The sequence below is a fragment of the Falsiroseomonas ponticola genome, from assembly GCF_016805305.1.
In the GTDB taxonomy this organism is placed as follows: domain Bacteria; phylum Pseudomonadota; class Alphaproteobacteria; order Acetobacterales; family Acetobacteraceae; genus Falsiroseomonas; species Falsiroseomonas ponticola.
The window spans coordinates 382,751-402,801 of the sequence record NZ_JAERQN010000004.1 but is presented as its reverse complement, the minus strand read 5'-3'; the positions used below and the strand labels follow the sequence as shown (position 1 = coordinate 402,801).

Annotated in this window: 20 protein-coding genes; 8 read left to right on the top strand and 12 right to left on the bottom strand. The window is 71.0% G+C overall.

The features are described from left to right. Nucleotides 1–7 precede the first annotated feature (7 nt). From JJI54_RS15195 to JJI54_RS15170, 6 genes are all read left to right on the top strand, one after another. Entirely contained in the window at nt 8–370 is a 363-nt protein-coding gene (locus JJI54_RS15195) for a hypothetical protein (RefSeq protein ID WP_203073838.1), read from the top strand. 86 nt (nt 371–456) lie between these two features. Further along, nucleotides 457–1,656 (top strand): pyridoxal phosphate-dependent aminotransferase, encoded by a 1,200-nt coding sequence (locus tag JJI54_RS15190; protein ID WP_203073837.1) that lies wholly within the window; start codon nt 457–459, stop codon nt 1,654–1,656. Between the two features lie 46 nt (nt 1,657–1,702). Beyond that, nucleotides 1,703–2,143 carry a GNAT family N-acetyltransferase gene (locus tag JJI54_RS15185; protein WP_203073836.1) on the top strand — a complete coding sequence of 147 codons (441 nt, stop codon included), beginning with the start codon at nt 1,703–1,705 and terminating at the stop codon, nt 2,141–2,143. Nucleotides 2,144–2,197: 54 nt separating this feature from the next. Continuing rightward, entirely contained in the window at nt 2,198–3,400 is a 1,203-nt protein-coding gene (locus JJI54_RS15180; RefSeq protein ID WP_203073835.1) for a pyridoxal phosphate-dependent aminotransferase, read from the top strand. After that, nucleotides 3,397–4,395 carry a GNAT family N-acetyltransferase gene (locus tag JJI54_RS15175; protein WP_203073834.1) on the top strand — a complete coding sequence of 333 codons (999 nt, stop codon included), beginning with the start codon at nt 3,397–3,399 and terminating at the stop codon, nt 4,393–4,395. Before JJI54_RS15180 ends, JJI54_RS15175 begins: the two co-directional genes overlap by 4 nt. Next, nucleotides 4,392–4,898, top strand: coding sequence for a DinB family protein (locus JJI54_RS15170; RefSeq protein WP_203073833.1), 507 nt, complete (start codon nt 4,392–4,394; stop codon nt 4,896–4,898). Before JJI54_RS15175 ends, JJI54_RS15170 begins: the two co-directional genes overlap by 4 nt. Here the strand turns inward: JJI54_RS15170 and JJI54_RS15165 are convergent. Further along, a complete protein-coding gene (locus tag JJI54_RS15165) occupies nt 4,879–5,769 on the bottom strand; it encodes an alpha/beta fold hydrolase (protein WP_203073832.1) in 891 nt (296 codons plus the stop codon). The two genes, JJI54_RS15170 and JJI54_RS15165, sit on opposite strands and share 20 nt — an antisense overlap. 104 nt (nt 5,770–5,873) lie before the next feature. On the opposite strand from JJI54_RS15165, the gene JJI54_RS15160 reads away from it, so the two are divergent. Both JJI54_RS15160 and JJI54_RS15155 read left to right on the top strand, forming a co-directional pair. Beyond that, entirely contained in the window at nt 5,874–6,791 is a 918-nt protein-coding gene (locus tag JJI54_RS15160; RefSeq protein ID WP_203073831.1) for an NAD(P)-dependent oxidoreductase, read from the top strand. A 4-nt stretch (nt 6,792–6,795) separates the two neighbouring features. After that, on the top strand, nt 6,796–7,584 hold the full coding sequence (locus tag JJI54_RS15155; protein WP_203073830.1) for an N-acyl homoserine lactonase family protein: 789 nt from the start codon (nt 6,796–6,798) through the stop codon (nt 7,582–7,584). Here the strand turns inward: JJI54_RS15155 and JJI54_RS15150 are convergent. From JJI54_RS15150 to murB, 11 genes are all read right to left on the bottom strand, one after another. Further along, nucleotides 7,575–7,904: a hypothetical protein gene (locus JJI54_RS15150; RefSeq protein ID WP_203073829.1), complete on the bottom strand. Its 330-nt coding sequence runs from the start codon at nt 7,902–7,904 to the stop codon at nt 7,575–7,577. The two genes, JJI54_RS15155 and JJI54_RS15150, sit on opposite strands and share 10 nt — an antisense overlap. 39 nt (nt 7,905–7,943) lie before the next feature. Beyond that, the gene (gene ligA / locus JJI54_RS15145; RefSeq protein WP_203073828.1) at nt 7,944–10,112 is read right to left on the bottom strand and encodes an NAD-dependent DNA ligase LigA; all 2,169 of its coding nucleotides are present in this window, start codon (nt 10,110–10,112) and stop codon (nt 7,944–7,946) included. Continuing rightward, entirely contained in the window at nt 10,105–10,581 is a 477-nt protein-coding gene (locus tag JJI54_RS15140; RefSeq protein WP_203073827.1) for a GNAT family N-acetyltransferase, read from the bottom strand. The genes ligA and JJI54_RS15140 overlap by 8 nt, the downstream gene beginning before the upstream one ends. Beyond that, entirely contained in the window at nt 10,578–12,260 is a 1,683-nt protein-coding gene (gene recN, locus JJI54_RS15135; protein ID WP_203073826.1) for a DNA repair protein RecN, read from the bottom strand. The genes JJI54_RS15140 and recN overlap by 4 nt, the downstream gene beginning before the upstream one ends. A 22-nt stretch (nt 12,261–12,282) precedes the next feature. Then, nucleotides 12,283–13,125, bottom strand: a complete 843-nt coding sequence (locus JJI54_RS15130; protein ID WP_203073825.1) for an outer membrane protein assembly factor BamD — start codon at nt 13,123–13,125, stop codon at nt 12,283–12,285. 152 nt (nt 13,126–13,277) lie between these two features. Continuing rightward, nucleotides 13,278–14,225, bottom strand: coding sequence for a UDP-3-O-acyl-N-acetylglucosamine deacetylase (gene lpxC, locus JJI54_RS15125; protein WP_203073824.1), 948 nt, complete (start codon nt 14,223–14,225; stop codon nt 13,278–13,280). A gap of 251 nt (nt 14,226–14,476) precedes the next feature. Beyond that, nucleotides 14,477–15,982, bottom strand: coding sequence for a cell division protein FtsZ (ftsZ, locus tag JJI54_RS15120; RefSeq protein WP_203073823.1), 1,506 nt, complete (start codon nt 15,980–15,982; stop codon nt 14,477–14,479). A gap of 77 nt (nt 15,983–16,059) precedes the next feature. Then, nucleotides 16,060–17,352 (bottom strand): cell division protein FtsA, encoded by a 1,293-nt coding sequence (gene ftsA / locus JJI54_RS15115; protein WP_203073822.1) that lies wholly within the window; start codon nt 17,350–17,352, stop codon nt 16,060–16,062. Beyond that, the gene (locus JJI54_RS15110) at nt 17,349–18,233 is read right to left on the bottom strand and encodes a cell division protein FtsQ/DivIB (RefSeq protein ID WP_226381771.1); all 885 of its coding nucleotides are present in this window, start codon (nt 18,231–18,233) and stop codon (nt 17,349–17,351) included. Before JJI54_RS15110 ends, ftsA begins: the two co-directional genes overlap by 4 nt. Next, entirely contained in the window at nt 18,223–19,146 is a 924-nt protein-coding gene (locus tag JJI54_RS15105; protein WP_203073821.1) for a D-alanine--D-alanine ligase, read from the bottom strand. The genes JJI54_RS15110 and JJI54_RS15105 overlap by 11 nt, the downstream gene beginning before the upstream one ends. Continuing rightward, on the bottom strand, nt 19,143–20,051 hold the full coding sequence (gene murB, locus JJI54_RS15100) for a UDP-N-acetylmuramate dehydrogenase (RefSeq protein ID WP_203073820.1): 909 nt from the start codon (nt 20,049–20,051) through the stop codon (nt 19,143–19,145). Before murB ends, JJI54_RS15105 begins: the two co-directional genes overlap by 4 nt.

The following is a 20,051-nucleotide window of genomic DNA, read 5'->3' as shown; positions in this document are numbered from 1 at the left end:
TCCGCGCATGCGTATCGCCGGACCCGCCCTTCTCGCCTGCCTGCTGCTGACCGCCTGCGCCGAACGCTGGACGCGGCCCGGGACCAGCGAGGCGGAGGCCGATGCGATGGTGGAGGCCTGCCGGAACGAGGCCGCCTTGGCCGTCCCGCCCCAGCTTGTCTGGCAGATGAGCGTGCCCGCCCGCATCGAACGGGACCGTGATTGCTGGCGGGACCGGGGGCAGGAACGCTGCCGCGTGACCGAACGCTACCGCCCGGCCCAGTATTCCCAGGTGGATATCAACAACGGCCCGCGGGAGGGCTGGCGCCGCAACTGCATGGCGGAGCGCGGCTTCACCTTCCAGGGCTACCGTCCGCTCCGCCTGGAATAGAGGCAGGACGGTGGACGATCCGTGCCGCCGGGTCTAGGAAACGACCCGCCGCCCGGCATGGGCTGGGCAGGGACGCCGGACAAGCCATGAACCTCATCGCCGATCGCCTCGACCGCATTTCGCCCTCGCTGACCATCGCCATGACGGCGAAGGCGCGCGCGCTGAAGGCCGCGGGGAAGGATGTGATCTCCCTCGCCGCCGGGGAGCCCGACTTCGACACGCCCCGCAACGTGAAGGACGCGGCGATCGCGGCCATCGAGCGCGGCGAGACGAAGTATACGGACGTCGCCGGCACCATGGCACTGCGCAAGGCGGTCTGCGAGAAATTCAAGCGCGACAACAACATCGACTACAAGCCGGAGGAGATCCTGGTCGCCACCGGCGGCAAGCAGGTTATCTTCGATGCGCTGGTCGCCACCATCAACCCGGGCGACGAGGCCATCATCCCGGCGCCGTGCTGGGTGAGCTACCCGGACATCGTGGCGCTGGCCGAAGGCAAGCCCGTGATCGTCGCCTGCGGCCCGAACCAGGGCTTCAAGATGACGCCGGAGCAGCTGGAAGCGGCGATCACGCCCAAGACCAAGTGGCTGATCCTCAACAACCCGTCCAACCCGACCGGCGCCGGCTACACGGCGGAGGAGCTGAAGGGCCTGGCGGAGGTGCTGCTGCGCCACCCGAATGTCTGGATCTTCTCCGACGACATCTATGAGAAGCTGACCTACGGCATCAAGTTCGCGACGCTGGTCGAGGTGGAGCCGCGCCTCAAGGACCGCACGGTCACCATGAATGGCTGCTCCAAGGCCTATGCCATGACCGGCTGGCGCATCGGCTTCGCCGGCGCGCCCGTGCAGCTCATCAAGGCGATGGACAAGCTGCAGAGCCAGTCCACCTCCAACACCTCCTCCATCAGCCAGGCGGCGGCGATCGAGGCCCTGACCGGCCAGCAGGACAGCGTGGAGGCGATGCGCGTCGTCTATCAGCGCCGCCGCGACCTGGTCGTCGGCATGCTGAACAAGGCACAGGGCGTGCGCTGCCCGACGCCGGAAGGCGCCTTCTACGTCTTCCCGGACATCCGCGGCTGCCTCGGCAAGACCAGCGCGTCCGGCAAGAAGATCGAGACCTGCGAGGATTTCTGCCTCGGCCTGCTGGAGGAACAGGGTGTGGCGACCGTGCACGGCGCCGCCTTCATGTTCCCCGGGCATTTCCGCATCAGCTACGCGACCGACGATGCGTCGCTGACGGATGCCTGCACCCGCATCCAGGCCTTCTGTGCCGGTCTGAAGTGACGCCGTGCGATGACCGGAAGGCCGCAGGCCTGAAGGTCTGAATCGCATGGCCAGCCACATCTTCCGCCTCCGCCGCGCGGCGGAGGCGGATTTCGAGCCGATGCTGGCGCTGTCCATCCGGGTGATGCGGGAGCATCTGGAGCGGGTGGGCCGCTTCGACCCGGATCGCCGCCGGTCGCGCATGCGCAAGCAGTTCGACGCGGGCATCCTGCGGGTGATCGAGGCGGGCGGGGATACGCTGGGCTGCGTCGGCATCGAGCCCGATGGCCCGGATGTGGAGATCCACAGCCTCTTCCTCGACAGCGCCCATCAAGGGCAGGGGCTGGGCGAGGCCGTCTTCCGCGCCATCCAGGCCGCCCATCCCGGCCGGTCCTTCTGGATCGAAGTGCTGAAGGAAAGCCCCGCGCGGCGCTTCTGGGAACGGCTCGGCTTCGCCGTCATCGACGAGAAGCCCTTCGACTGGGTCATGCGCCGCCCGGCGGATTGAGCCGCCCGGCTGGCTTGGCTACACCACCGGCCTTCGCACGGGAAAGCACTCACCATGCCCGCTCTCGCCACACGGTTGAACGACATCAAGCTGGCCGCCACGGCGGTCATGACCAACCGCGCGCGAGAGATCGCGGCCTCCGGCCAGAAGGTCATCAGCCTGGCGATCGGGGAGCCCAATTTCGACAGCCCCCGCCACGCCATCGAGGCCGGCTACCAGGCCGCGCTGCGGGGCGAGACGAAGTATCCGCCGCAGGACGGCACGCGTGCGCTGAAGGAAGCCGTGCAGCGCAAGTTCAAGCGCGACAACAACCTCGACTACGCGCTGAACGAGATCATGATCTCCAATGGCGGCAAGCAGGTGATCATGAACGCGCTGTTCGGCACCTGCGACCCGGGTGACGAGGTGCTGATCCCGGCCCCCTACTGGACCAGCTACGCGGAGATGGCGAAGCTTGCCACCGCGACGCCGGTGACCATCCCCTGCCCGCAGAACAACGGCTTCAAGCTGCGCCCGGAGGACCTCGACGCCGCCATCACGCCAAAGACGAAGTGGCTGTTCCTCAACTTCCCGAACAACCCGACGGGCGCCGCCTGTTCGCGGGCGGAGATGAAGGCGCTGGCGGAGGTGCTGCTGAAGCACCCGCATGTCTGGGTGCTGACCGACGACATGTATGAACACCTCGTCTATGACGGGTTCGAGTTCTGCACCATCGCGGATGTGGAGCCGCGGCTGAAGGACCGGGTGCTGACGGTCAACGGCGTGTCCAAGACCTATGCGATGACGGGCTGGCGCATCGGCTTCTGCGGCGGCCCGAAGAACCTGATCGCCGCCATGGTGAACATGCAGAGCCAGATCAGCGCCGGCACCAGCAGCGTCGGCCAGGCCGCCGCCATCGCCGCGCTGGACGGGCCGCAGGATGGCGTGAAGGAGCGCGCCGCGATCTACCGCGACCGCCGCAACATGGTGGTGGACATGCTGAACCAGGCGCCGGGCATCCAGTGCCACAAGCCCGAAGGCGCCTTCTACGTCTTCCCGAACGTCGCGGGCTGCCTGGGCAAGACCAGCAAGGGCGGCCGCAGGATCGAGACGGACCTCGACTTCGCTCTGGCGGTGCTCGAGGAGGCCTATGTCGCGACGGTGCATGGCAGCGCCTACGGCATGAGCCCCTATGTCCGCATCTCCTACGCCACGGACACGGAAAGCCTGCGGGAGGCCTGCACCCGCATCCAGGAGTTCTGCAAAGGCCTGTCGTGACCGCGACGCTTCGCCCCGGGCGGGATGAGGACGAAGCGGGCTTCATCGCGCTGATCGATGCCTGCTGGTCGGAATACCCGAACTGCATCCTGGACGTGGATGCGGAGGTGCCGGAGCTTCGGGCGCTGGCCACCTATTTCGGGGAGGCCGGCGGGGCGCTCTGGGTCGCGGAGCAGGAAGGGCGCCTGATCGGCATGGCGGCGACACGGCCGCTGAACCAGGATCAGGCCTGGGAGATCTGCAAGGTCTATGTGGCGGCGGAGGCACGCGGCACCGGCCTGGCGCACCGCCTTCTGGAAGCGGCGGAGCAGCATGCGCGGGACGCCGGCGCGCATCGCCTGGTGCTCTGGACCGATACGCGGTTCGAGGCGGCGCACCGCTTCTATGAGAAGCGCGGCTTCGTGCGGCAGGGCTCCATCCGCATCCTCGACGACATCTCCAACAGCCTGGAATTCCGCTACACCAAGCCCATCCGCGGCCTGGTCGTGGAAGCGCTGGACGCCGCCGCGGCCGCGAGCGCGGAGCGGCGCCTGGCGCAGTTGCTGGTGGATTGCGTGGCGGAGGGCGCGAGCCTGTCCTACCTCCGCCCGCTCTCGCCCGCCGTGGCGCGGGATGCGTGGAAGCGCGTCTCCTCGGATATCGCGCTCGGGCGGCGGATCCTGCTGGTGGCCTGGCTGGATGGCGAACTGGTCGGCACCGTGCAGCTCGGCCTGGCGACGGAGCCGAACCAGCCGCATCGCGTGGATGTCGAGAAGCTGATGGTCGATCCCGCCCATCGCCGCCAGGGTGTGGGCCGGGCGCTGATGCGGCGCGTGGACCAGACGGCGCGCGGGGTCGCGCGGCGCCTGATGGTGCTGGATACGCGCCGTGGCACGGCGGCGGAGGCGCTGTATCGTGCCACTGGCTGGGCGGAGGGCGGCTGCATCCCCGGCGGCGAGCTGGACGAGGCGATGCAGCCCCGGGACATCCTGTATTTCTGGAAGGCCGTGCCGTGATCTCCCCCGACCATGTCCGCCTGATGGCCGCCTACAATGCCGAGATGAACCGGCGCCTCTATGCCGCCGCGGACCGGCTGACGGAGCCGCAGCGGCGGGAGGATCGCGGCGCCTTCTTCGGCTCCCTCCACGCCACGCTCAACCACCTCGTCTGGGGCGACACCACCTGGATGTCTCGCTTCGCGGGGTGGGAGGCCCCGAAGGGCGGCATCCCCGCCAGCGTGGCGCTGCATGACGATTGGGCCGTGCTGAAGACCATCCGCGCCGAGACGGACAGCCGGATCGAGGCCTGGGCCGCCACGGTCGATCCCGCCTGGCTCGCCGGCACCCTCTCCTGGTTCAGCGGCGCCCTGCAGCGGGACGTGACGCGCCCGACCTGGGTGCTGGTGACGCATTTCTTCAACCACCAGACCCATCACCGCGGCCAGGCCCACGCCCTCATCACCGGCTTCGGCGAGAAGACGGGGGACACGGATATCCCCTTCATCCTGCCCTTCGATTGAGGAAGCCCTCCAGCGCCGCCAGCACCTCCTCCGGCGCTTCCTCCGCGAGGTAGTGGCCTGAATTGACGGGGCCGCCGCTGACCGGCCCGCTGGCGTAGCGCCCCCAGACCTCGAGTGGCTGGTACCAGACGCCGACCTTGCCCTTGGCGCCCCAGAGCGCGAGCAGCGGGCATTGGACCTTCTGGCCGGCCTCCCGGCTGGCGCGGTCATGCTCCAGGTCGATCGTGGTGGCGGCGCGATACTCCTCGCAGATCGCCTCGACGGTGCCGGGCGTGCGTAGCGCGGCCAGGTAGTCCGCGCGCGCCTCCGGATGGAAGAAGCCTTTGTCCTTCGGCTCGCGGGAGGTGTGCATGTCGAACCAGTCCTCGACATCCCGCAGGATCAGGCGTTCCGGCTTCGGATGCGGCTGGGCCAGCCAGAACCAGTGATAATAGCCCATGGCGAAGGCCATGTCGGTCGTCTCGAAGTGATGCAGCGTCGGCACGATATCCATGGTGCAGAGCCGCTCCACCGCCGGCGGCCAGTCCAGCGCCATCCGATGCGCGACCCGCGCGCCCCGGTCATGCGCCACCACCTGGAAGCGGTCGAAGCCCAGGCCGCGCATCAGCGACACCATGTCCGCCGCCATCGCCCGCTTCGCATAGGCCGCATGATCCGCGGAGACGGGATGCTTGCCGGAAAGCCCGTAGCCCCGCAGGTCCGGGCAGACCACGGTGAAGTCCCGCGCCAGAACCGGCGCCACCTTGTGCCACATGGCATGGGTCTGCGGGTTGCCGTGCAGCAGCAGCAGGGGAGGGCCCTCGCCGCCCCGCCGCAGGCGCAGCGCCTGGCCATCCGCGTCGCGCGTCTCCTCGATGAAGCCCTCGAACATGGTGGCCGCTCCTGCTGAATGGCGCAGCCTAGTCCGTCGCCGCGGGCCGTTGACCCCCGCCGCGGCTACGGCCAGCCTTGCGGGCGAAACGGGGGAGAGACGGCATGGAAAGCGGGATCAGCCGCGTGGCCTTCATCGGCATCGGGCGGATGGGCTGGCCCATGGCCATCAGGCTGCGGGAGGCCGGCTTCACGGTCGCGGTGCATGATGCCGTGCCCGGCCGCGCCACGGATTTCGCCGCGAAGCATGGCGGCATCGCCGCCGCCAGCGCCGCCGCGGCGGCCCAGGGCGCCGGCGCCGTCATCACCATGCTGCCGACAAGCCGGGAGGTGGCGGAGGTCATCGCCGCCATGCGGCCGAACCTCGCCCCCGGTGCCGTCGTGATCGAGATGTCGTCCGGCGAACCCTCCGCCACCCGCGCCATGGCGCAGGATCTGGCGGCGCATGGGATCGCCATGGTCGATGCGCCGGTCTCCGGCGGCGTGGCGCGGGCGGAGACGGGGACGCTCGCCATCATGACGGGCGGTGATGCGGTGCCGCTGGACCGCGTGGACCCGCTGCTGCGCGCCATGGGCGGCAGCATCACGCGCTGCGGCGATGTCGGCGCCGGCCAGGCGATGAAGGCGCTCAACAACCTCGTCAGCGCCGCGGGCTTCCTGATCAGCGTGGAGGCGCTGCTGATCGGCAGCCGCTTCGGGCTCGACCCCGCCGTGATGGTGGAGGTACTGAACAACTCCACCGGCATGAACAACAGCACCCAGCGGAAGCTGAACCAGTTCGTGCTCTCGCGGAAATTCAACTCCGGCTTCGGGCTGGACCTGATGGTGAAGGACCTGTCCATCGCCCTGCAGGTGGGGCGGGAGACAGGCACGCCCGCGCCGCTCGCCGCGCAGACGCGGGAATTGTGGGCGGCGGCGGCGTCGCTGCTCGGCCCGGGGCAGGACCATACGGCGGCGGCACGGTTCAGCGAGGCGCTGGCCGCATCCGCGCTCGAATCGCCCCAGATCCCGAAGAAGGCGTAGCGCCATGTGGGAAGTCCTGGCGCTGCGCTACGCGCGGCATGAGCGCACCGCGCAGTCCAACTTCATGATGCCGGTGGCGGATGCGCATGACGCCATGCCGATGGACTACTTCGTCTGGCTGCTGCGCGGGCCGGAAGGGCGCCTGGTGCTGGTCGATACCGGCTTCAGCGAGGAGACGGCGGCGAAGCGCGGCCGCACCATCCTGCGCCCGGTGGGCGATTGCCTGCGCGCTATCGGCGTCGATCCCGCCGCGATCCAGGACGTGATCGTCACGCATCTGCACTACGACCACGCCGGCAACCTCGACCTGTTCCCGAAGGCGCGCCTGCACATCCAGGACAATGAGGTCTCCTTCGCCACCGGCCGCCACATGTGCAGCCACTGCCTGCGCCATCCCTTCGAGGTCGAGGACGTGGTCCGCCTGGTGCGCGCCGTCTATGCGGATCGCGTGGTCTTCCATGACGGGGAAGGGGAGGTCGCGCCGGGCGTGACGCTGCACGGCGTCGGTGGCCATTCCGGCGGGCTGCAGATGGTGCGCATCGCAACGGCGCGCGGCCCCCTCGTCATCGCCGGCGACGCCAGCCACTACTACGCCAACATGGCGCGGGAGAACCCGTTCCCCATCGTCTTCGACCTGGGCGCCATGGTGCAGGGCTGGCGTCGGGCGCGGGCGCTTGCGGGTGGCGACGAAAGCCTGGTGATCCCGGGGCATGACCCGCTGGTGCGCAGCCGCTTCCCGGCGGAGCCGGGAAACCCGGAGGCAACGCGCCTCGACCTGCCGCCCTACTCGTAGAGGTAGGAATAGACGGCCAGGCCGAGCCCCACCACGCCGAACAGCATGGAGACTCCCGGCCAGGCGGGCTTCGGCCCGCGATAGCCGAACCACCAGTTGACGGCGAAGGAACCGAGCAGCGCCGCCAGCCCATCGGCCCAGTGGCGGGTGTAGAAGCCGCGCAGGATCATCAGCGCCCACACCGCCAGACACAGATAGGACAGCCCGCGCCAGAACAGGTCCGCGATCGGGTTGGCCGGCCGCATGGCCGGGTCCTCCGACCGCGTATGGATATAGGCGGCCACCGAGAGCAGCAGCGCCGAAAGGAAGAAGGCGGACATGGCGCGCAGATAGGGCTGCAACGCCCGCCGGCGCAAGCGTCAGCCGAGGCCCGCCATCCCGCGCCACTCGGCCTCGGTCAGCACCCGCAGGCCGAGCTCCGCCGCCTTGGTGGCCTTGCTGCCGGCATCGGTGCCGACGATGACGAAATCGGTCTTCTTCGACACGCTCTTCGTCACCTTGGCGCCCAGCCGTTCCGCCTGCGCCTCCGCCTCGTCCCGCGACATGGTCTCCAGTGACCCGGTGAAGACCACGGTCTTGCCGGCAAAGGGATTGCCCTCCGCCGCCACCACCACCGTCTCCTGCGGCGTCACCTCCCGCGCCAGGTCGTCCAGCGCGGCCAGGTTGCGGGGCTCGATGAAGAACTCGGCCAGTTCGGTTGCGATGGCGGGGCCGATGCCCTGGATGGAGCCGAGCTCCTCCCGCGCCTCGGACCCGATGGTGGTGGCGGCCAGCATCTTCGCGCGCCACTCCGGGAAGCTGTGGTAGTGGCGGGCCAGGAGCTTGGCATTGGCCTCCCCGATCCGGCGGATGCCGAGGGCGAAGATGAAGCGCTCGAACGGCACGCTGCGCCGCGCCTCGATGGCGGCGAGCAGGTTGGCGACCTTCTTCGCATCCTTCTTGGATCGCGCGCCCCAGCCCTCCCAGCCGCGCATCGTGTCGGCATGCTGTGCGAGGCGGAAGATGTCGGCGGGGCTCTTCACCAGGCCCTCGTCGAACAGCTTCTGCACGTTCTCCGCGCCCAGCCCTTCGATATCCATGGCGTTGCGGCGGGCGAAGTGGATCAGGCGCTCCACCGTCTGGGCAGGACAGATCAGGCCGCCGGTGCAGCGCTTCACCACCTCGCCCGGCGGGCGCACGGCATGGCTGCCGCAGGCGGGGCAGCGATCCGGGAAGGCGAAGGGCTCGGCGCCTTCCGGCCGCCTCTCCGCCACCACGCCCAGGATCTGCGGGATGACGTCGCCAGCGCGCTGCAGGATGACGGTGTCGCCGATCCGCACATCCTTGCGGGCGATCTCATCCTCATTGTGCAGGCTGGCATGGCTGACCATGACGCCGCCGACGCTGACGGGCTGCATCACCGCCCGCGGCGTCAGCGCGCCGGTGCGGCCGACCTGGATCTCGATATCCAGCAGCACGGTCGTCGCCTGTTCCGCCGGGAACTTCCAGGCGATCGCCCAGCGCGGGGCGCGGCCGACGAAGCCGAGGCGGCGCTGCCAGTCCAGCCGGTTGAGCTTGTAGACGACACCATCGATGTCATAGGCAAGCCCCGCGCGCTGCTCCGCCATCCGCTTCTGGAAGCCGAGCGCCACCTGTTCGTCGGCCAGCAGTTCGGAGACGGGGTTCACGCTGAACCCCCAGTCGCGCAGCCGCTGCAGCCAGCCCTCATGCGTCTCCGCTGGCTGTTCGCTGGCCTCCCCCATCGCATAGGCGAAGAGCTTCAGCGGCCGCTGCGCCGTGATGGAGGGATCGAGCTGCCGCAACGACCCCGCCGCCGCATTCCGGGGATTGGCCGGAATGGTGACCGCCGCGCCGACCTTTTCCCCCCTGGCGCGCCGTTCGTCCCGCTCCGCCGCCGCCTGTTCCTGCTGGGCGCGAAACCGAAGAAAGTCGGCCTTGTCCATGAAGACCTCGCCACGGATCTCGATCCGGGCGGGGAAGGGGGCGATGAGCTGCTTCGGCAGGCTGCGGAGCGTCAGCAGGTTGCGGGTGACGTCCTCGCCCTCCGTCCCGTCGCCGCGCGTGGCGCCGCGGACGAAGACGCCATCCTCATAGGTCAGGTTGATCGACAGGCCGTCGATCTTCGGCTCCCCCACGAAGGCCAGCGTCTCGGCCGGGTCGAGCCGCAGGAAGCGCCGGATGGAGGCACAGAATTCGAGAAAATCCGCATCGGCGAAGGCGTTGTCGAGCGAGAGCATCGGCACGCCATGGCGCAGCTTGGCGAAGCCCTCCGCCGTCTCGGCGCCGACGCGCCGGCTCGGGCTGTCATCCCGCACCAGCTCGGGGAAGCGCGCCTCGATGGCGCGGTTGCGGCGCACCAGCGAGTCGTAGTCGGCGTCGCTGATCTCCGGCGCGTCCAGCTTGTGGTAGCGCTCATCGTGATGCGCGATCTCGGCGGCCAGCGCGGCCAGCTCCGCCTGCGCCTCCTCATCCGTCAGCGCGTCCACCGCCCGCGCGCGAAGCGCGGGATCGCCTGCCTGGTCACTCATGCTCCGCCGCCAGGCGCCGCAGCGCCTGCCCTTCCAGGATCTCGCCGCTGAAGCGGCCTTCGCTCACCGCGCCGATGGCGCGGTAGAAGGCGGTCGCCTCGTCATCGCCCTCATCGACGCCCCACCAGAGGCAGCCCGCGCCGCGCTGCGTGGCCTCCGCCGCCAGCCGCGCCATCAGGGCGCGCGCCAGGCCGCGGCGGCGCGCCTCGGGCAGCACATAGAGGTCGAGCAGCATCACCGCATCCGCCTGGCGTTCGGCATCGTAGATCGTGCCGGCGGTGGCGAAGCCAACCACCCGTCCTGCCTGCTCCGCCACCAGCAGCCATGCCCGGGCCCCCGGGCCGATGAGGTCGCGCAGCACCACGGCCGCGGTCATTGGCTTCGCCGGCGGCGTCCCGTCCAGGCTGTTGATGGCATTGATCAGGGTGGCGACGGCCTCGGCATCGCCGGGCAGGCCGGCGCGGATCACAAGAGGCTGCCCGCCAGCAGGCTGTCCGCCGCCATCCGCGCGGCCTCCGTCACCTTCTCCCCCGCCAGCATGCGGGCGATCTCCTCCCGCCGCGCCGGCACGTCCAGCGGCACCACGCGCGTCTCCGCCCGCCCCGCCTTCACCTGCTTGGCCACGGAGAAGTGGCGCCCGCCGCGCGCGGCGACCTGCGGCGAATGCGTCACCACCAGCACCTGCAGCCGTTCCGCCACCCGGGCCAGGCGTTCGCCCACGGCCGCCGCGGTGGCGCCGCCGACGCCGCTATCCACCTCGTCGAAGACCAGCGTCGGCACGGGCGACCCCCGCGCCAGCACGACCTTGAAGGCCAGCATCAGGCGCGACAGCTCACCGCCCGAGGCGACCTTGTCCAGCGCGCCCGGCGCCTGCCCGGGATTGGTGGAGACCAGGAAGGTCACGCGGTCCACGCCATCCGGGCCCCAGGCGGGCTCCGGCTTCTCCGCCACCTCCACCACCAGCCGGGCGCGATCCAGCTTGAGGGGCGGCAATTCCCGCGCGATCGCCTTCTCCAGCTTCTGCGCCGCGTCCCGCCGCGCTGCCGTCAGCCGCCCGGCCGCGGCGACATAGGCCCCGCGCGTCTCCCGCGCCCGCTGCTCGGCCGCCGCCACCTGGCCCGTGCCGGCATCCAGCGCGGCGAGGCGTGCCTTCAGCGACGCCAGCAGCCCCGGCAGCTCCACCACCGGCACCAGGTGCTTCCGGGCCGCGGCGCGCAGCGCGAAGAGCCGCTCCTCGACATGCTCCAGGCGCCGCGGATCGGCGGAGGCCTCATGCGCCAGGCGTTCCAGCGCCGTCTCCGCATCCGAGAGCGCATCCAGCGCGCGGCCCAGCGCCTCCAGCGCCGGCTCGGCATCGGTGTTGGGGGCGGGCAGGCGCTCCAGGGCGCGGGATGCGCTGCGCAGCGCCGCGCCGGGATTGGCGCTGCGCCGGTCCCGCGGCTGCAGCGCGGCGAGCGCTTCCGCGATCGCCTCTCCCCGGCGTTCACCCTGCTGGAGGTGCTGGCGCTCCGCCGCCAACTGGTCCTCCTCGCCCTCCACGGGCGCCAAATCCTCCAGCTCGCTCACGGCGTGGCGGAGGAATTCCTCGTCGCGCTGGGCGGCCGCGATCTCTTCCCGCGCGGTGGCGAGGGCGCGTTCCGCCTCCCGCCAGGCGCGATGGGCCTCCGCCACGCTGCCGCGCAGACCGTCCAGCGCACCGGAGGCATCCAGCAGCCCCGCATGATGCGCCGGATCAGCGAGGCCCACCTGGTCATGCTGGCCCTGCACCTCGACCAGCAGCGACCCCAGCCGCCGCAGCATGGCGAGGCCCACGGGCTGGTCGTTCACGAAGGCGCGGCTGCGGCCATCCGCGGTGACGATGCGGCGGAGGACGATCTCCTCCTCCGACTCGATTCCCTGTTCGGCCAGCACCGCGCGGGCAGGGTGCTGGTCGCCGGGTGCGAAGGCGGCGGCCACGCTGGCCTGGGCCTGGCCCGCACGGACCAGGCCGCCACCCGTGGACCGCGCGCCGAGCGCGAGCCCCAGGCTGTCCAGCAGGATGGACTTGCCCGCGCCGGTCTCGCCGGTCAGCACCGTCAGCCCCGGCCCGAAGACGAGGTCGAGCCGCTCGATCAGCACCACGTCGCGGATGGCGAGGGCGGTCAGCACGACGGGCGCTGCGCCCCGCGGCTCAGAAGATCCAGCCTACGGCGCGGCGCAGGAAGCCGGGCCGATCCTGTTCCGCCGGCGATGCTCCCTCCACCAGCAGCGCGTAGCTGTCCTGGTACCAGGGGCTGCCGGGGTAGTTGTGGCCGAGCACGGAGGCCGTGCGCCGCGCCTCATCCGTCAGGCCGAGCGCGAGGTAGATTTCGGTCAGCCGGTGCAGCGCTTCCGGCACGTGATTCGTCGTCTGGTATTCATCGATCACGCGGCGGAAGCGGCCGATCGCGGCCGTGTAGAGGCGCCGGTTCTGGTAGAACCTGCCCACCACCATCTCCCGCCCCGCCAGGTGGTCGCGCGCCAGGTCCATCTTCAGGCGCGCGTCGCGGGCGTAGGGCGTGTTGGGGAAGCGGTTGGCCACGTCCTGCAGCGCCGCCATGGCCTGCTCGGTCGTGCGCTGGTCACGCTCCGTGTCGTTGATCTGCTCGTAGTAGCAGAGCGCGCGGAGGTAGTAGGCATAGGCGATGTCGCGATGCGCCGGGTGCAACTGGATGAAGCGGTCGAGCGCGCCCAGGGCTTCCGTGTAGCGGTTGCGCATGTACTCGCCATAGGCGGACATGAGCTTCGCGTTGGTCGCGAAGGCGGAATACGGGTGTTCCCGCTCCACCGTGTCGAACAGCTGGACCGCGCGCTGGAACCGCTCGGCGTTCAGCTCCTCCATCCCCGCGGCATAGAGCGCTTCGGGCGAGGTATCCTGGCCGGTCGCGCCGGGCCGGGCGGCACCGAGCGAGTTCTGCCGGCCGTCCCAGGCGGAGGGCCCGGAACACGCCGCGATAGGCAGGATGAGGACGAGGGGCAGCAGGCGTCGGAGCATCGTTGACCGGTCACGCATGAGAACCCCCCTATACCACGTCGCGGCCCACCAGGGGCAAGGCGGGGGTCGCGCTTCGTGAGAAGCCTTCGCTCACCCCGTCACGGCAGGGTGATGCGGCAGGCGCGGCCGGCTGGCAACCGCGAACGGGTGGATCAGGCCATCGCCGGCGCCGCGGCGGCCGGCATCCGGATGGTGGCGCCATCGGCCGGCACCTCGCCTTCCACCAGGCGCCAGGCGCTGCGATCCGCGAACATCGCCCGCAGCAGCTTGTTGTTCAGCGCATGGCCGGAGCGATGACCGACGAAGCGGCCGGACAGCTGCGCCCCGGCCAGCGCCAGGTCGCCCACCACATCCAGCAGCTTGTGGCGCACGAATTCATCCGGCCGCCGCAGGCCACCGGGGTTCAGCACCAGCGGGCCATCCACCACGATCGCATTCGCCAGGCTGCCGCCCTGCGCCAAGCCGGCGGCGCGCAGGCGCGCGATCTCCTCGGCCAGGGTGAAGGTCCGGGCATCCGCCAGGCCGGCGCGGAAGGCGGCCGGGGTGACGCGCATGCCGACGCTCTGGCTGCCGATGGCGGTGGAGGGGAAGTCGATCGAGAGTTCCGCCTCGAAGCCCGCCGTGGCGGCCGGCAGAAGCTCGACGAAGGCGCCCTTCTCCTCCACCCGCACGCGGCGCAGGACCTCGATCACCGGTGCCGGCAGGTTCAGGCTGGTGGTGCCCGCGCAGTCGATCAGGAACACGAAGGGGGCCGCGGAACCGTCCAGGATGGGCACTTCGGCCCCGTCGATCTCCAGGATCGCGTCCGTCACTCCGGTGCCGGCCAGCGCGGCCATCACATGCTCCACCGTCCCGACCCGCGCCTGCGGCGCGTCGGCAGCCACGAGGGCCGTGCAGAGGCGGGTATCGGCCACGCGGTCGAAGCGGGCGGGGATGTCGATGCCGAGGTCGGTGCGGCGGAAGACGATGCCGGTGCCGGCCGGGGCCGGGCAGAGGGTCAGCGAAACCCGGCGACCGCTGTGCAGACCGACGCCCACGCAGCCGATCGCGGTCTTCAGCGTCTTGCGCCGGGCCCTGTCGATCGGAAGGAAACCGTCCATCTGCTTGCGCCTCTGTCTGCGTCGCGTGACGGAATCCGCGGCTTGCGGACCCCTTCAGCAGCGCATCCCCCGTTCCGACAACGCCGGTCCGCGTTCTGCGGTTGTACCGGCGCGGGTGTCCCGACGGGATCACCCAGGTCAAGATGGCACTCGCCACCTGCGAATGCCATTCAAGCCTTGTTTCGCGGTATTACGTCGCGAGTCATTGAAATTAGGGCATTGCTGTGACGCAGCAATGCCCTATTTGGGCCTTAATTGCTCTGGCGGCGCAAGAATGTGGGGATGTCGAGCCCCATCTCGTCCTGCTGCGGTGCACGCGCCACCGGCCGCGGCGCCGCGGGCGGTTCGACGCGCGCCACCGGCGCGACCGGGGCCTGCGCTTCCGGCACGTCGCGCCGCATCAGGCCCGTCGCGCGGCGGAACAGGTTGTTCAGGCCGCCCGCCTGAGCCGGCGCGGGGGCCGCAGGCGCCCGGGTGGTCGCCGGCGCGCGCAGCCCGACCTCGGCCTGCTGCGCCATCACCACGGGGCCTTCCACCACCGGCGGAGGCTCGGCCGCCACGGGCGCCGGGGCAGGGGCCGGGGCGACCGGCTGCGGCACGGCCGGCGCCACGTAGGACTGCGCGGGCCGCATCGCGGCCGGGGCCGGCGCGGCGGCAACCCGCGGCGTGAAGCCGCCCGGGGAGCGCACGGCCGGGGCGGGGGCGACGCTGGCCGTGGCCACGGCCTGCACCGGCGCCCCGCCGCCCATCGCCACCAGCTTCGGCCGCTCGGCCTCCCGGTTCTCCCGCGCATCGATGCCGGTCGCGACGACGGAGACGCGGAGGCGGCCGTTCATCGTCTCATCGACCGAGGAGCCGAAGATGATGTTCGCGTCCTCGTCCACTTCCTTGCGGATGCGGTTCGCGGCCTCATCGACCTCGAACAGCGTCATGTCGTAGCCGCCGGTGATGTTGATCAGCACGCCGCGCGCGCCGCGCATGGAGGTGTCCTCCAGCAGCGGGTTGCTGATCGCGGCCTCACTGGCCTTGATGGCGCGATCCTCGCCCTCGGCCTCGCCCGTGCCCATCATCGCCTTGCCCATCTCCGCCATCACGGTGCGGATATCGGCGAAGTCGAGGTTCACGAGGCCCGGATTGACCATCAGGTCCGTCACGCCGCGCACGCCCATGTAGAGGACGTTGTCGGCCATCTTGAACGCCTCGGCGAAGGTCGTGCGCTCATTCGCCAGGCGGAAGAGGTTCTGGTTCGGGATGACGATCAGCGTATCGACGAACTGCTGCAGCTCCTCGATGCCCGCATCGGCGGACTTCTTGCGCTTCGGGCCTTCGAAGTCGAAGGGCTTCGTCACCACGCCGACGGTCAGGATCCCCCGCTCCCGCGCCATGCGGGCGATCACCGGCGCCGCGCCCGTGCCCGTGCCGCCGCCCATCCCCGCCGTGACGAACACCATGTGGCTGCCATCGAGGTGCCGCGCCAGCTCCTCGGTCGCTTCCTCCGCCGCCGCACGGCCGATCTCCGGCTTCGCGCCGGCGCCGAGTCCCTGCGTCAGATGCGGTCCGAGCTGCACGCGCCGGTCCGCCTTGCTGTGGACCAGCGACTGCGCATCGGTATTGGCGACGAGGAACTCCACGCCGTCCAGGCCCATGGCCACCATGTTGTTCACGGCATTCGTGCCGCCACCGCCCACGCCGACGACGGTGATCCGCGGGCTGAAGTCGGTGTGCTGGTGGATCGGAATGGTCAGGTTCAGGGTCATGTGTCGGGGCCTCTCCTGGAACTCAGCCTAGCGCACCGGCCGGGGGATTGGGATGGGGGGAATGCGGCGCGGGCGCATCACAAGCGGTCCCGCAGCCACGCATAGAGGCGGCGAATCGAGCCCTGCGGCCGATCGATGCCGGGGGCGATGTCAACCACGGGGCGGCCTTCGCCGGCACCCCAGGCGAGGAGCCCGATCGCGGCCGCGAAGGGCGGGCCACCAGCGGTATCCGGCAGGCCGCGCACGCTGCGCGGCCGGCCGATTCGCACCTGCCGGTCCAGCACCCGCGCCGCCAGTTCCCGCGCGCCGATCATCTGGCTGGCGCCGCCCGTCAGCACCACGCGCGTGCCGGCTTCCTTGGCGACTCCGGCCTGCTCCAGCCGCTCCCGCACGAATTCGAAGGTTTCCTCGAGCCGCGGGCGGATGATGTTCACGATCATCGTGCGCGGCACGCGCGCGATGTGATCCTCATCCTCGCCGACCAGCGGCACCGGCAGCATCTCGCGCTCGTCATCCGCGGCGGCCAGCGCGCCGCCATGCAGCGTCTTCAGGCGTTCGGCATGGCTGATCGGCGTGGAGAGCACACGCGCCAGATCATTCGTCACCTGCCAGCCGCCAACCGGGATCTGCGCCGTGTGGATCAGCTGCCCCTCGCTGAACACGGCGATGGAGGTCGTGCCGCCGCCCATGTCGATGACGGTGGCGCCGATTCGCTTCTCATCCTCGACCAGCGTCGCGAGCCCGGCGGCGAGCGGCGCGGAAACCAGCTCCTCCACCTCCAGGTCGCAGCGCGCGAGGCAGGCGCCGAGGTTGCGCAGCGCCGCCTGCGACGCATCCACCAGGTGCACGCGCGCGCCGAGCGTGTCGCACACCATGCCGCGCGGATCCTCGACACCCGGCGTGGCATCGACGGTGAAGGAGACGGGGGAGCCATGCACCGTCTCCCGCCCATCCTCCGTGCCGCGGCGCCGGCCTTCATGCAGGATCGCGCGCAGATCGGCATCGGTCACCGCGCGCCCGCCGATCGGCCACTGCACATGCAGCAGGCGCGAATCGGGCTGGCCGCAGGACAGGTTCACGATGGCGCCGGACAGCTGCGTGTCCGACATCTCCTCCGCCTGCCCCACCGCGGCGCGGATCGCGCGCTCGGCTTCCTCGAGGTCGATGATGGAGCCGCCCTTCACGCCGCGCCCGCGCTGCCAGCCGAAGCCGAGCACGCGCGGCTCCCCGTCTCCCTCGATGCGCGCGATCAGGCAGACCACCTTCGTGGTGCCGATGTCGAGCACGCCGAAGGGCCCGCTGCGCGCGCCGCGGCGGCGCTTCTCGGGCGGCGGATCGATGCCGGCGGGAAGGCGGGACAGCGCGTTCATCCGCGCGTGCTCGCGGTGGTGCGGCGCTGCGGCTGCGCGGGTTGTTCGGGCGCGGGCTGCTGGCGCAGCACCAGGCGATCCGGCAGCCGCATATCGACGGCGGCGAGCGGACGATCCAGCAGCGCATTGCGCGTCTGCAGCTCCGCCAGCCGGTTCAGCGCCGGCGCTTCCTGCCCTTCCGGCAGCAGCACGTCCGTGCCGTTGTGCAGGCGCAGGTTCCAGCGCCGTTCGCCAACGCGCACCAGCGCCTGCGTGCGTTCCAGGATGTTCCGGTGCGCCAGCAGCAGGTCATAGAGCGCCGCCGCATGCTTGTCGGCGCCCGCCCCCACCACCAGTGGCAGCGGGCCGAAGGCGTCCAGCGTTTCCGTCGCCACCACGCGGCCTTCGCGGTCGATCACCGCGAAGCGGCTATTGTGCTGCCAGATCGCGAAGGGCGTGCGCTCCGTCAGCCGCACCAGGATGGTGCCGGGCAGGCGCCGTTCCACATGCGCGGCCTCCACCCAGGCAATCGTCTCCAGCCGCGTCTTCGCCTCCTCCGGGGAGAAGGCGAGCATGGGATCGCCGCGCTGCGCACCGATGGCGGCGCTGATCAGGTCGGACGGCGTATTGCGGCGGCCCTGCACCACCACTTCCGTCACCTCGAGCCCCGCGGAAAGGCCGATATCGCCGACATTCTCCACGATGGCGCGCATGCGCCCGGCCGGGTCGCTGGCATAGACGGCGTAGCCGACGCCGATCACCAGCGCCGCGGCCATCACGCCGAGTGCCGCCGGCCGCATCAGCCCGCGCCGGCGCTTCAGCCACAGGCGCAGCTTGCTGGGGCGATCGGGATCGCGCCGCGCCGCGCGGGCGCGGGAGGAAACCGGGGCGTTACGGGCCATGGCGCGCCTCCCTCACCATCCAGGCACAAAGGTCGGGGAAGGGGATGCCGACATGCGCGGCCTGCTCCGGCACCAGGCTGGTGCGCGTCATGCCTGGCTGGGTGTTCACTTCCAGCAGGTAGAGCTGGCCCGGCTCGCCCGCCGTGTCGTCGTAGCGCAGGTCGGCGCGGGACACGCCCCGGCAGCCCAGCACCTGGTGCGCGCGCAGCGCGATCTCCATCGCCTTGGCGCGTGTCGCCGGATGCACCGGTGCCGGCAGCGTGTGCTGGCTGCCGCCATCGGCATATTTCGCGTCGTAGTCGTAGAAGACGTGGCCCGTGTCGATCTCCGTCACCTCCAGCGTCCGGTCGCCCATCACGGCGACGGTCAGCTCGCGGCCGGGGATGAAGGCCTCCACCATGATGCGGCGGTCGAACTTCCAGCGCTGCGCGATCTCCGCGCGGCGATTGTCACCCTCCCGCAGGATCTCGACGCCGACGGAGGAGCCCTCGTTGATCGGCTTCACGACATAGGGGCGGGGCAGGGGGTCCTCCGCCTCCAGCTCCTCCGGCGTGACGATCCGGCCGGGCGGCACGGGGATGCCCGCCGCGGCGAAGGCGGCCTTGGACGCCGCCTTGTCCATGGCAAGGGCGGAGGCACGGACGCCGGAATGCGTATAGGGCAGGCCCATCCAGTCCAGCACGCCCTGGATGCAGCCATCCTCCCCGAAGCGGCCATGCAGGGCGTTGAAGACCACGTCGGGCTTCGCCGCCTGCAGCGCGGCGATCACGGCGCCCAGATCGGCACCCACCTCGATCGGCGTAACCTCGAAGCCCGCCGCCCGCAGCGCGCCGACCACCTGCCCGCCGGTCGCCAGGCTCACCTCCCGCTCGGCCGAGAAGCCGCCATGCAGCACCGCGACATGCTTCGTCATGGCGCGACCTCGCCGATCCGCTTGATTTCCCATTCCAGCGCAACGCCGCTGGTGGCGAGGACGCGCGCGCGCACCTCCTCGCCCAGCCCCTCGATGTCGGCGGCCGTGGCGCCGCCGAGGTTGAGGAGGAAGTTCGTGTGCTTCTCGCTGACCTGCGCGCCGCCGCGCATCAGCCCGCGGCAGCCCGCGGCATCGACCAGCGCCCAGGCCTTGGCGCCCGGCGGGTTCTTGAAGGTGGAGCCGCCCGTGCGGGCGCGGACGGGCTGCGTCGCCTCTCGCGCCGTGCGGATTTCCGCCATCCGCGCCGCGATGGCACCCGCATCGTCGGGCCGCGCGTGGAAGCGCGCGCGCACCACGACGCCGCGCGCCGGCAGCGCCGCCATGCGATAGGCGAAGGCGAACTCCGCCGCCGCCATGCGGACCAGGCCAGCCGGCGTCGCCACCTCCGCCCAGTCCAGCACATCCTTCACTTCCGCGCCGTAGGCGCCGGCATTCATGGCGACCGCGCCGCCGATGGCGCCCGGGATGCCGCTCAGGAACTCGAGGCCCGCCAGCCCGCCGGCCGCCGCATGCTCCGCCACCACGGCGTCCAGCGCTGCCGCGCCCGCGACGATGCCATCGCCGTCGATGGCGATCCCACCGAAGGCCTTGCCGCCCAGCCGGACCACCACGCCCCGCACGCCGCCATCGCGGATGATGAGGTTGGAGGCCGCGCCGATGATGGTCAGCGGCACGCTCTCCGGCAGGTCGCGCAGCAGCAGCAGCAGGTCGTCCACATCCGCGGGCCGCACCAGCCATTCCGCCGGCCCGCCCACGCGGAACCAGGTGGAGGGCGCCAGCGCCGCATCGCGCTGCACGCGGCCGCGGATCGGCGGCAGCGTGGCCAGGCCGCGCATATCCGCCAT

What these genes read in the sequence shown, in the direction of transcription:
- JJI54_RS15155 (WP_203073830.1), top strand. Translation starts at nt 6,796, where the DNA reads ATGTGGGAAGTCCTGGCGCTGCGCTACGCGCGGCATGAGCGCACCGCG.
- ftsA (WP_203073822.1), bottom strand. Translation starts at nt 17,352, where the DNA reads ATGAACGCGCTGTCCCGCCTTCCCGCCGGCATCGATCCGCCGCCCGAG.
- JJI54_RS15105 (WP_203073821.1), bottom strand. Translation starts at nt 19,146, where the DNA reads ATGACGAAGCATGTCGCGGTGCTGCATGGCGGCTTCTCGGCCGAGCGG.
- ligA (WP_203073828.1), bottom strand. Translation starts at nt 10,112, where the DNA reads ATGAGTGACCAGGCAGGCGATCCCGCGCTTCGCGCGCGGGCGGTGGAC.
- lpxC (WP_203073824.1), bottom strand. Translation starts at nt 14,225, where the DNA reads ATGGACGGTTTCCTTCCGATCGACAGGGCCCGGCGCAAGACGCTGAAG.
- JJI54_RS15130 (WP_203073825.1), bottom strand. Translation starts at nt 13,125, where the DNA reads ATGCTCCGACGCCTGCTGCCCCTCGTCCTCATCCTGCCTATCGCGGCG.
- JJI54_RS15190 (WP_203073837.1), top strand. Translation starts at nt 457, where the DNA reads ATGAACCTCATCGCCGATCGCCTCGACCGCATTTCGCCCTCGCTGACC.
- JJI54_RS15110 (WP_226381771.1), bottom strand. Translation starts at nt 18,233, where the DNA reads ATGGCCCGTAACGCCCCGGTTTCCTCCCGCGCCCGCGCGGCGCGGCGC.
- JJI54_RS15165 (WP_203073832.1), bottom strand. Translation starts at nt 5,769, where the DNA reads ATGTTCGAGGGCTTCATCGAGGAGACGCGCGACGCGGATGGCCAGGCG.
- JJI54_RS15150 (WP_203073829.1), bottom strand. Translation starts at nt 7,904, where the DNA reads ATGTCCGCCTTCTTCCTTTCGGCGCTGCTGCTCTCGGTGGCCGCCTAT.
- JJI54_RS15180 (WP_203073835.1), top strand. Translation starts at nt 2,198, where the DNA reads ATGCCCGCTCTCGCCACACGGTTGAACGACATCAAGCTGGCCGCCACG.
- JJI54_RS15160 (WP_203073831.1), top strand. Translation starts at nt 5,874, where the DNA reads ATGGAAAGCGGGATCAGCCGCGTGGCCTTCATCGGCATCGGGCGGATG.
- ftsZ (WP_203073823.1), bottom strand. Translation starts at nt 15,982, where the DNA reads ATGACCCTGAACCTGACCATTCCGATCCACCAGCACACCGACTTCAGC.
- JJI54_RS15185 (WP_203073836.1), top strand. Translation starts at nt 1,703, where the DNA reads ATGGCCAGCCACATCTTCCGCCTCCGCCGCGCGGCGGAGGCGGATTTC.
- murB (WP_203073820.1), bottom strand. Translation starts at nt 20,051, where the DNA reads ATGGCGGATATGCGCGGCCTGGCCACGCTGCCGCCGATCCGCGGCCGC.
- JJI54_RS15195 (WP_203073838.1), top strand. Translation starts at nt 8, where the DNA reads ATGCGTATCGCCGGACCCGCCCTTCTCGCCTGCCTGCTGCTGACCGCC.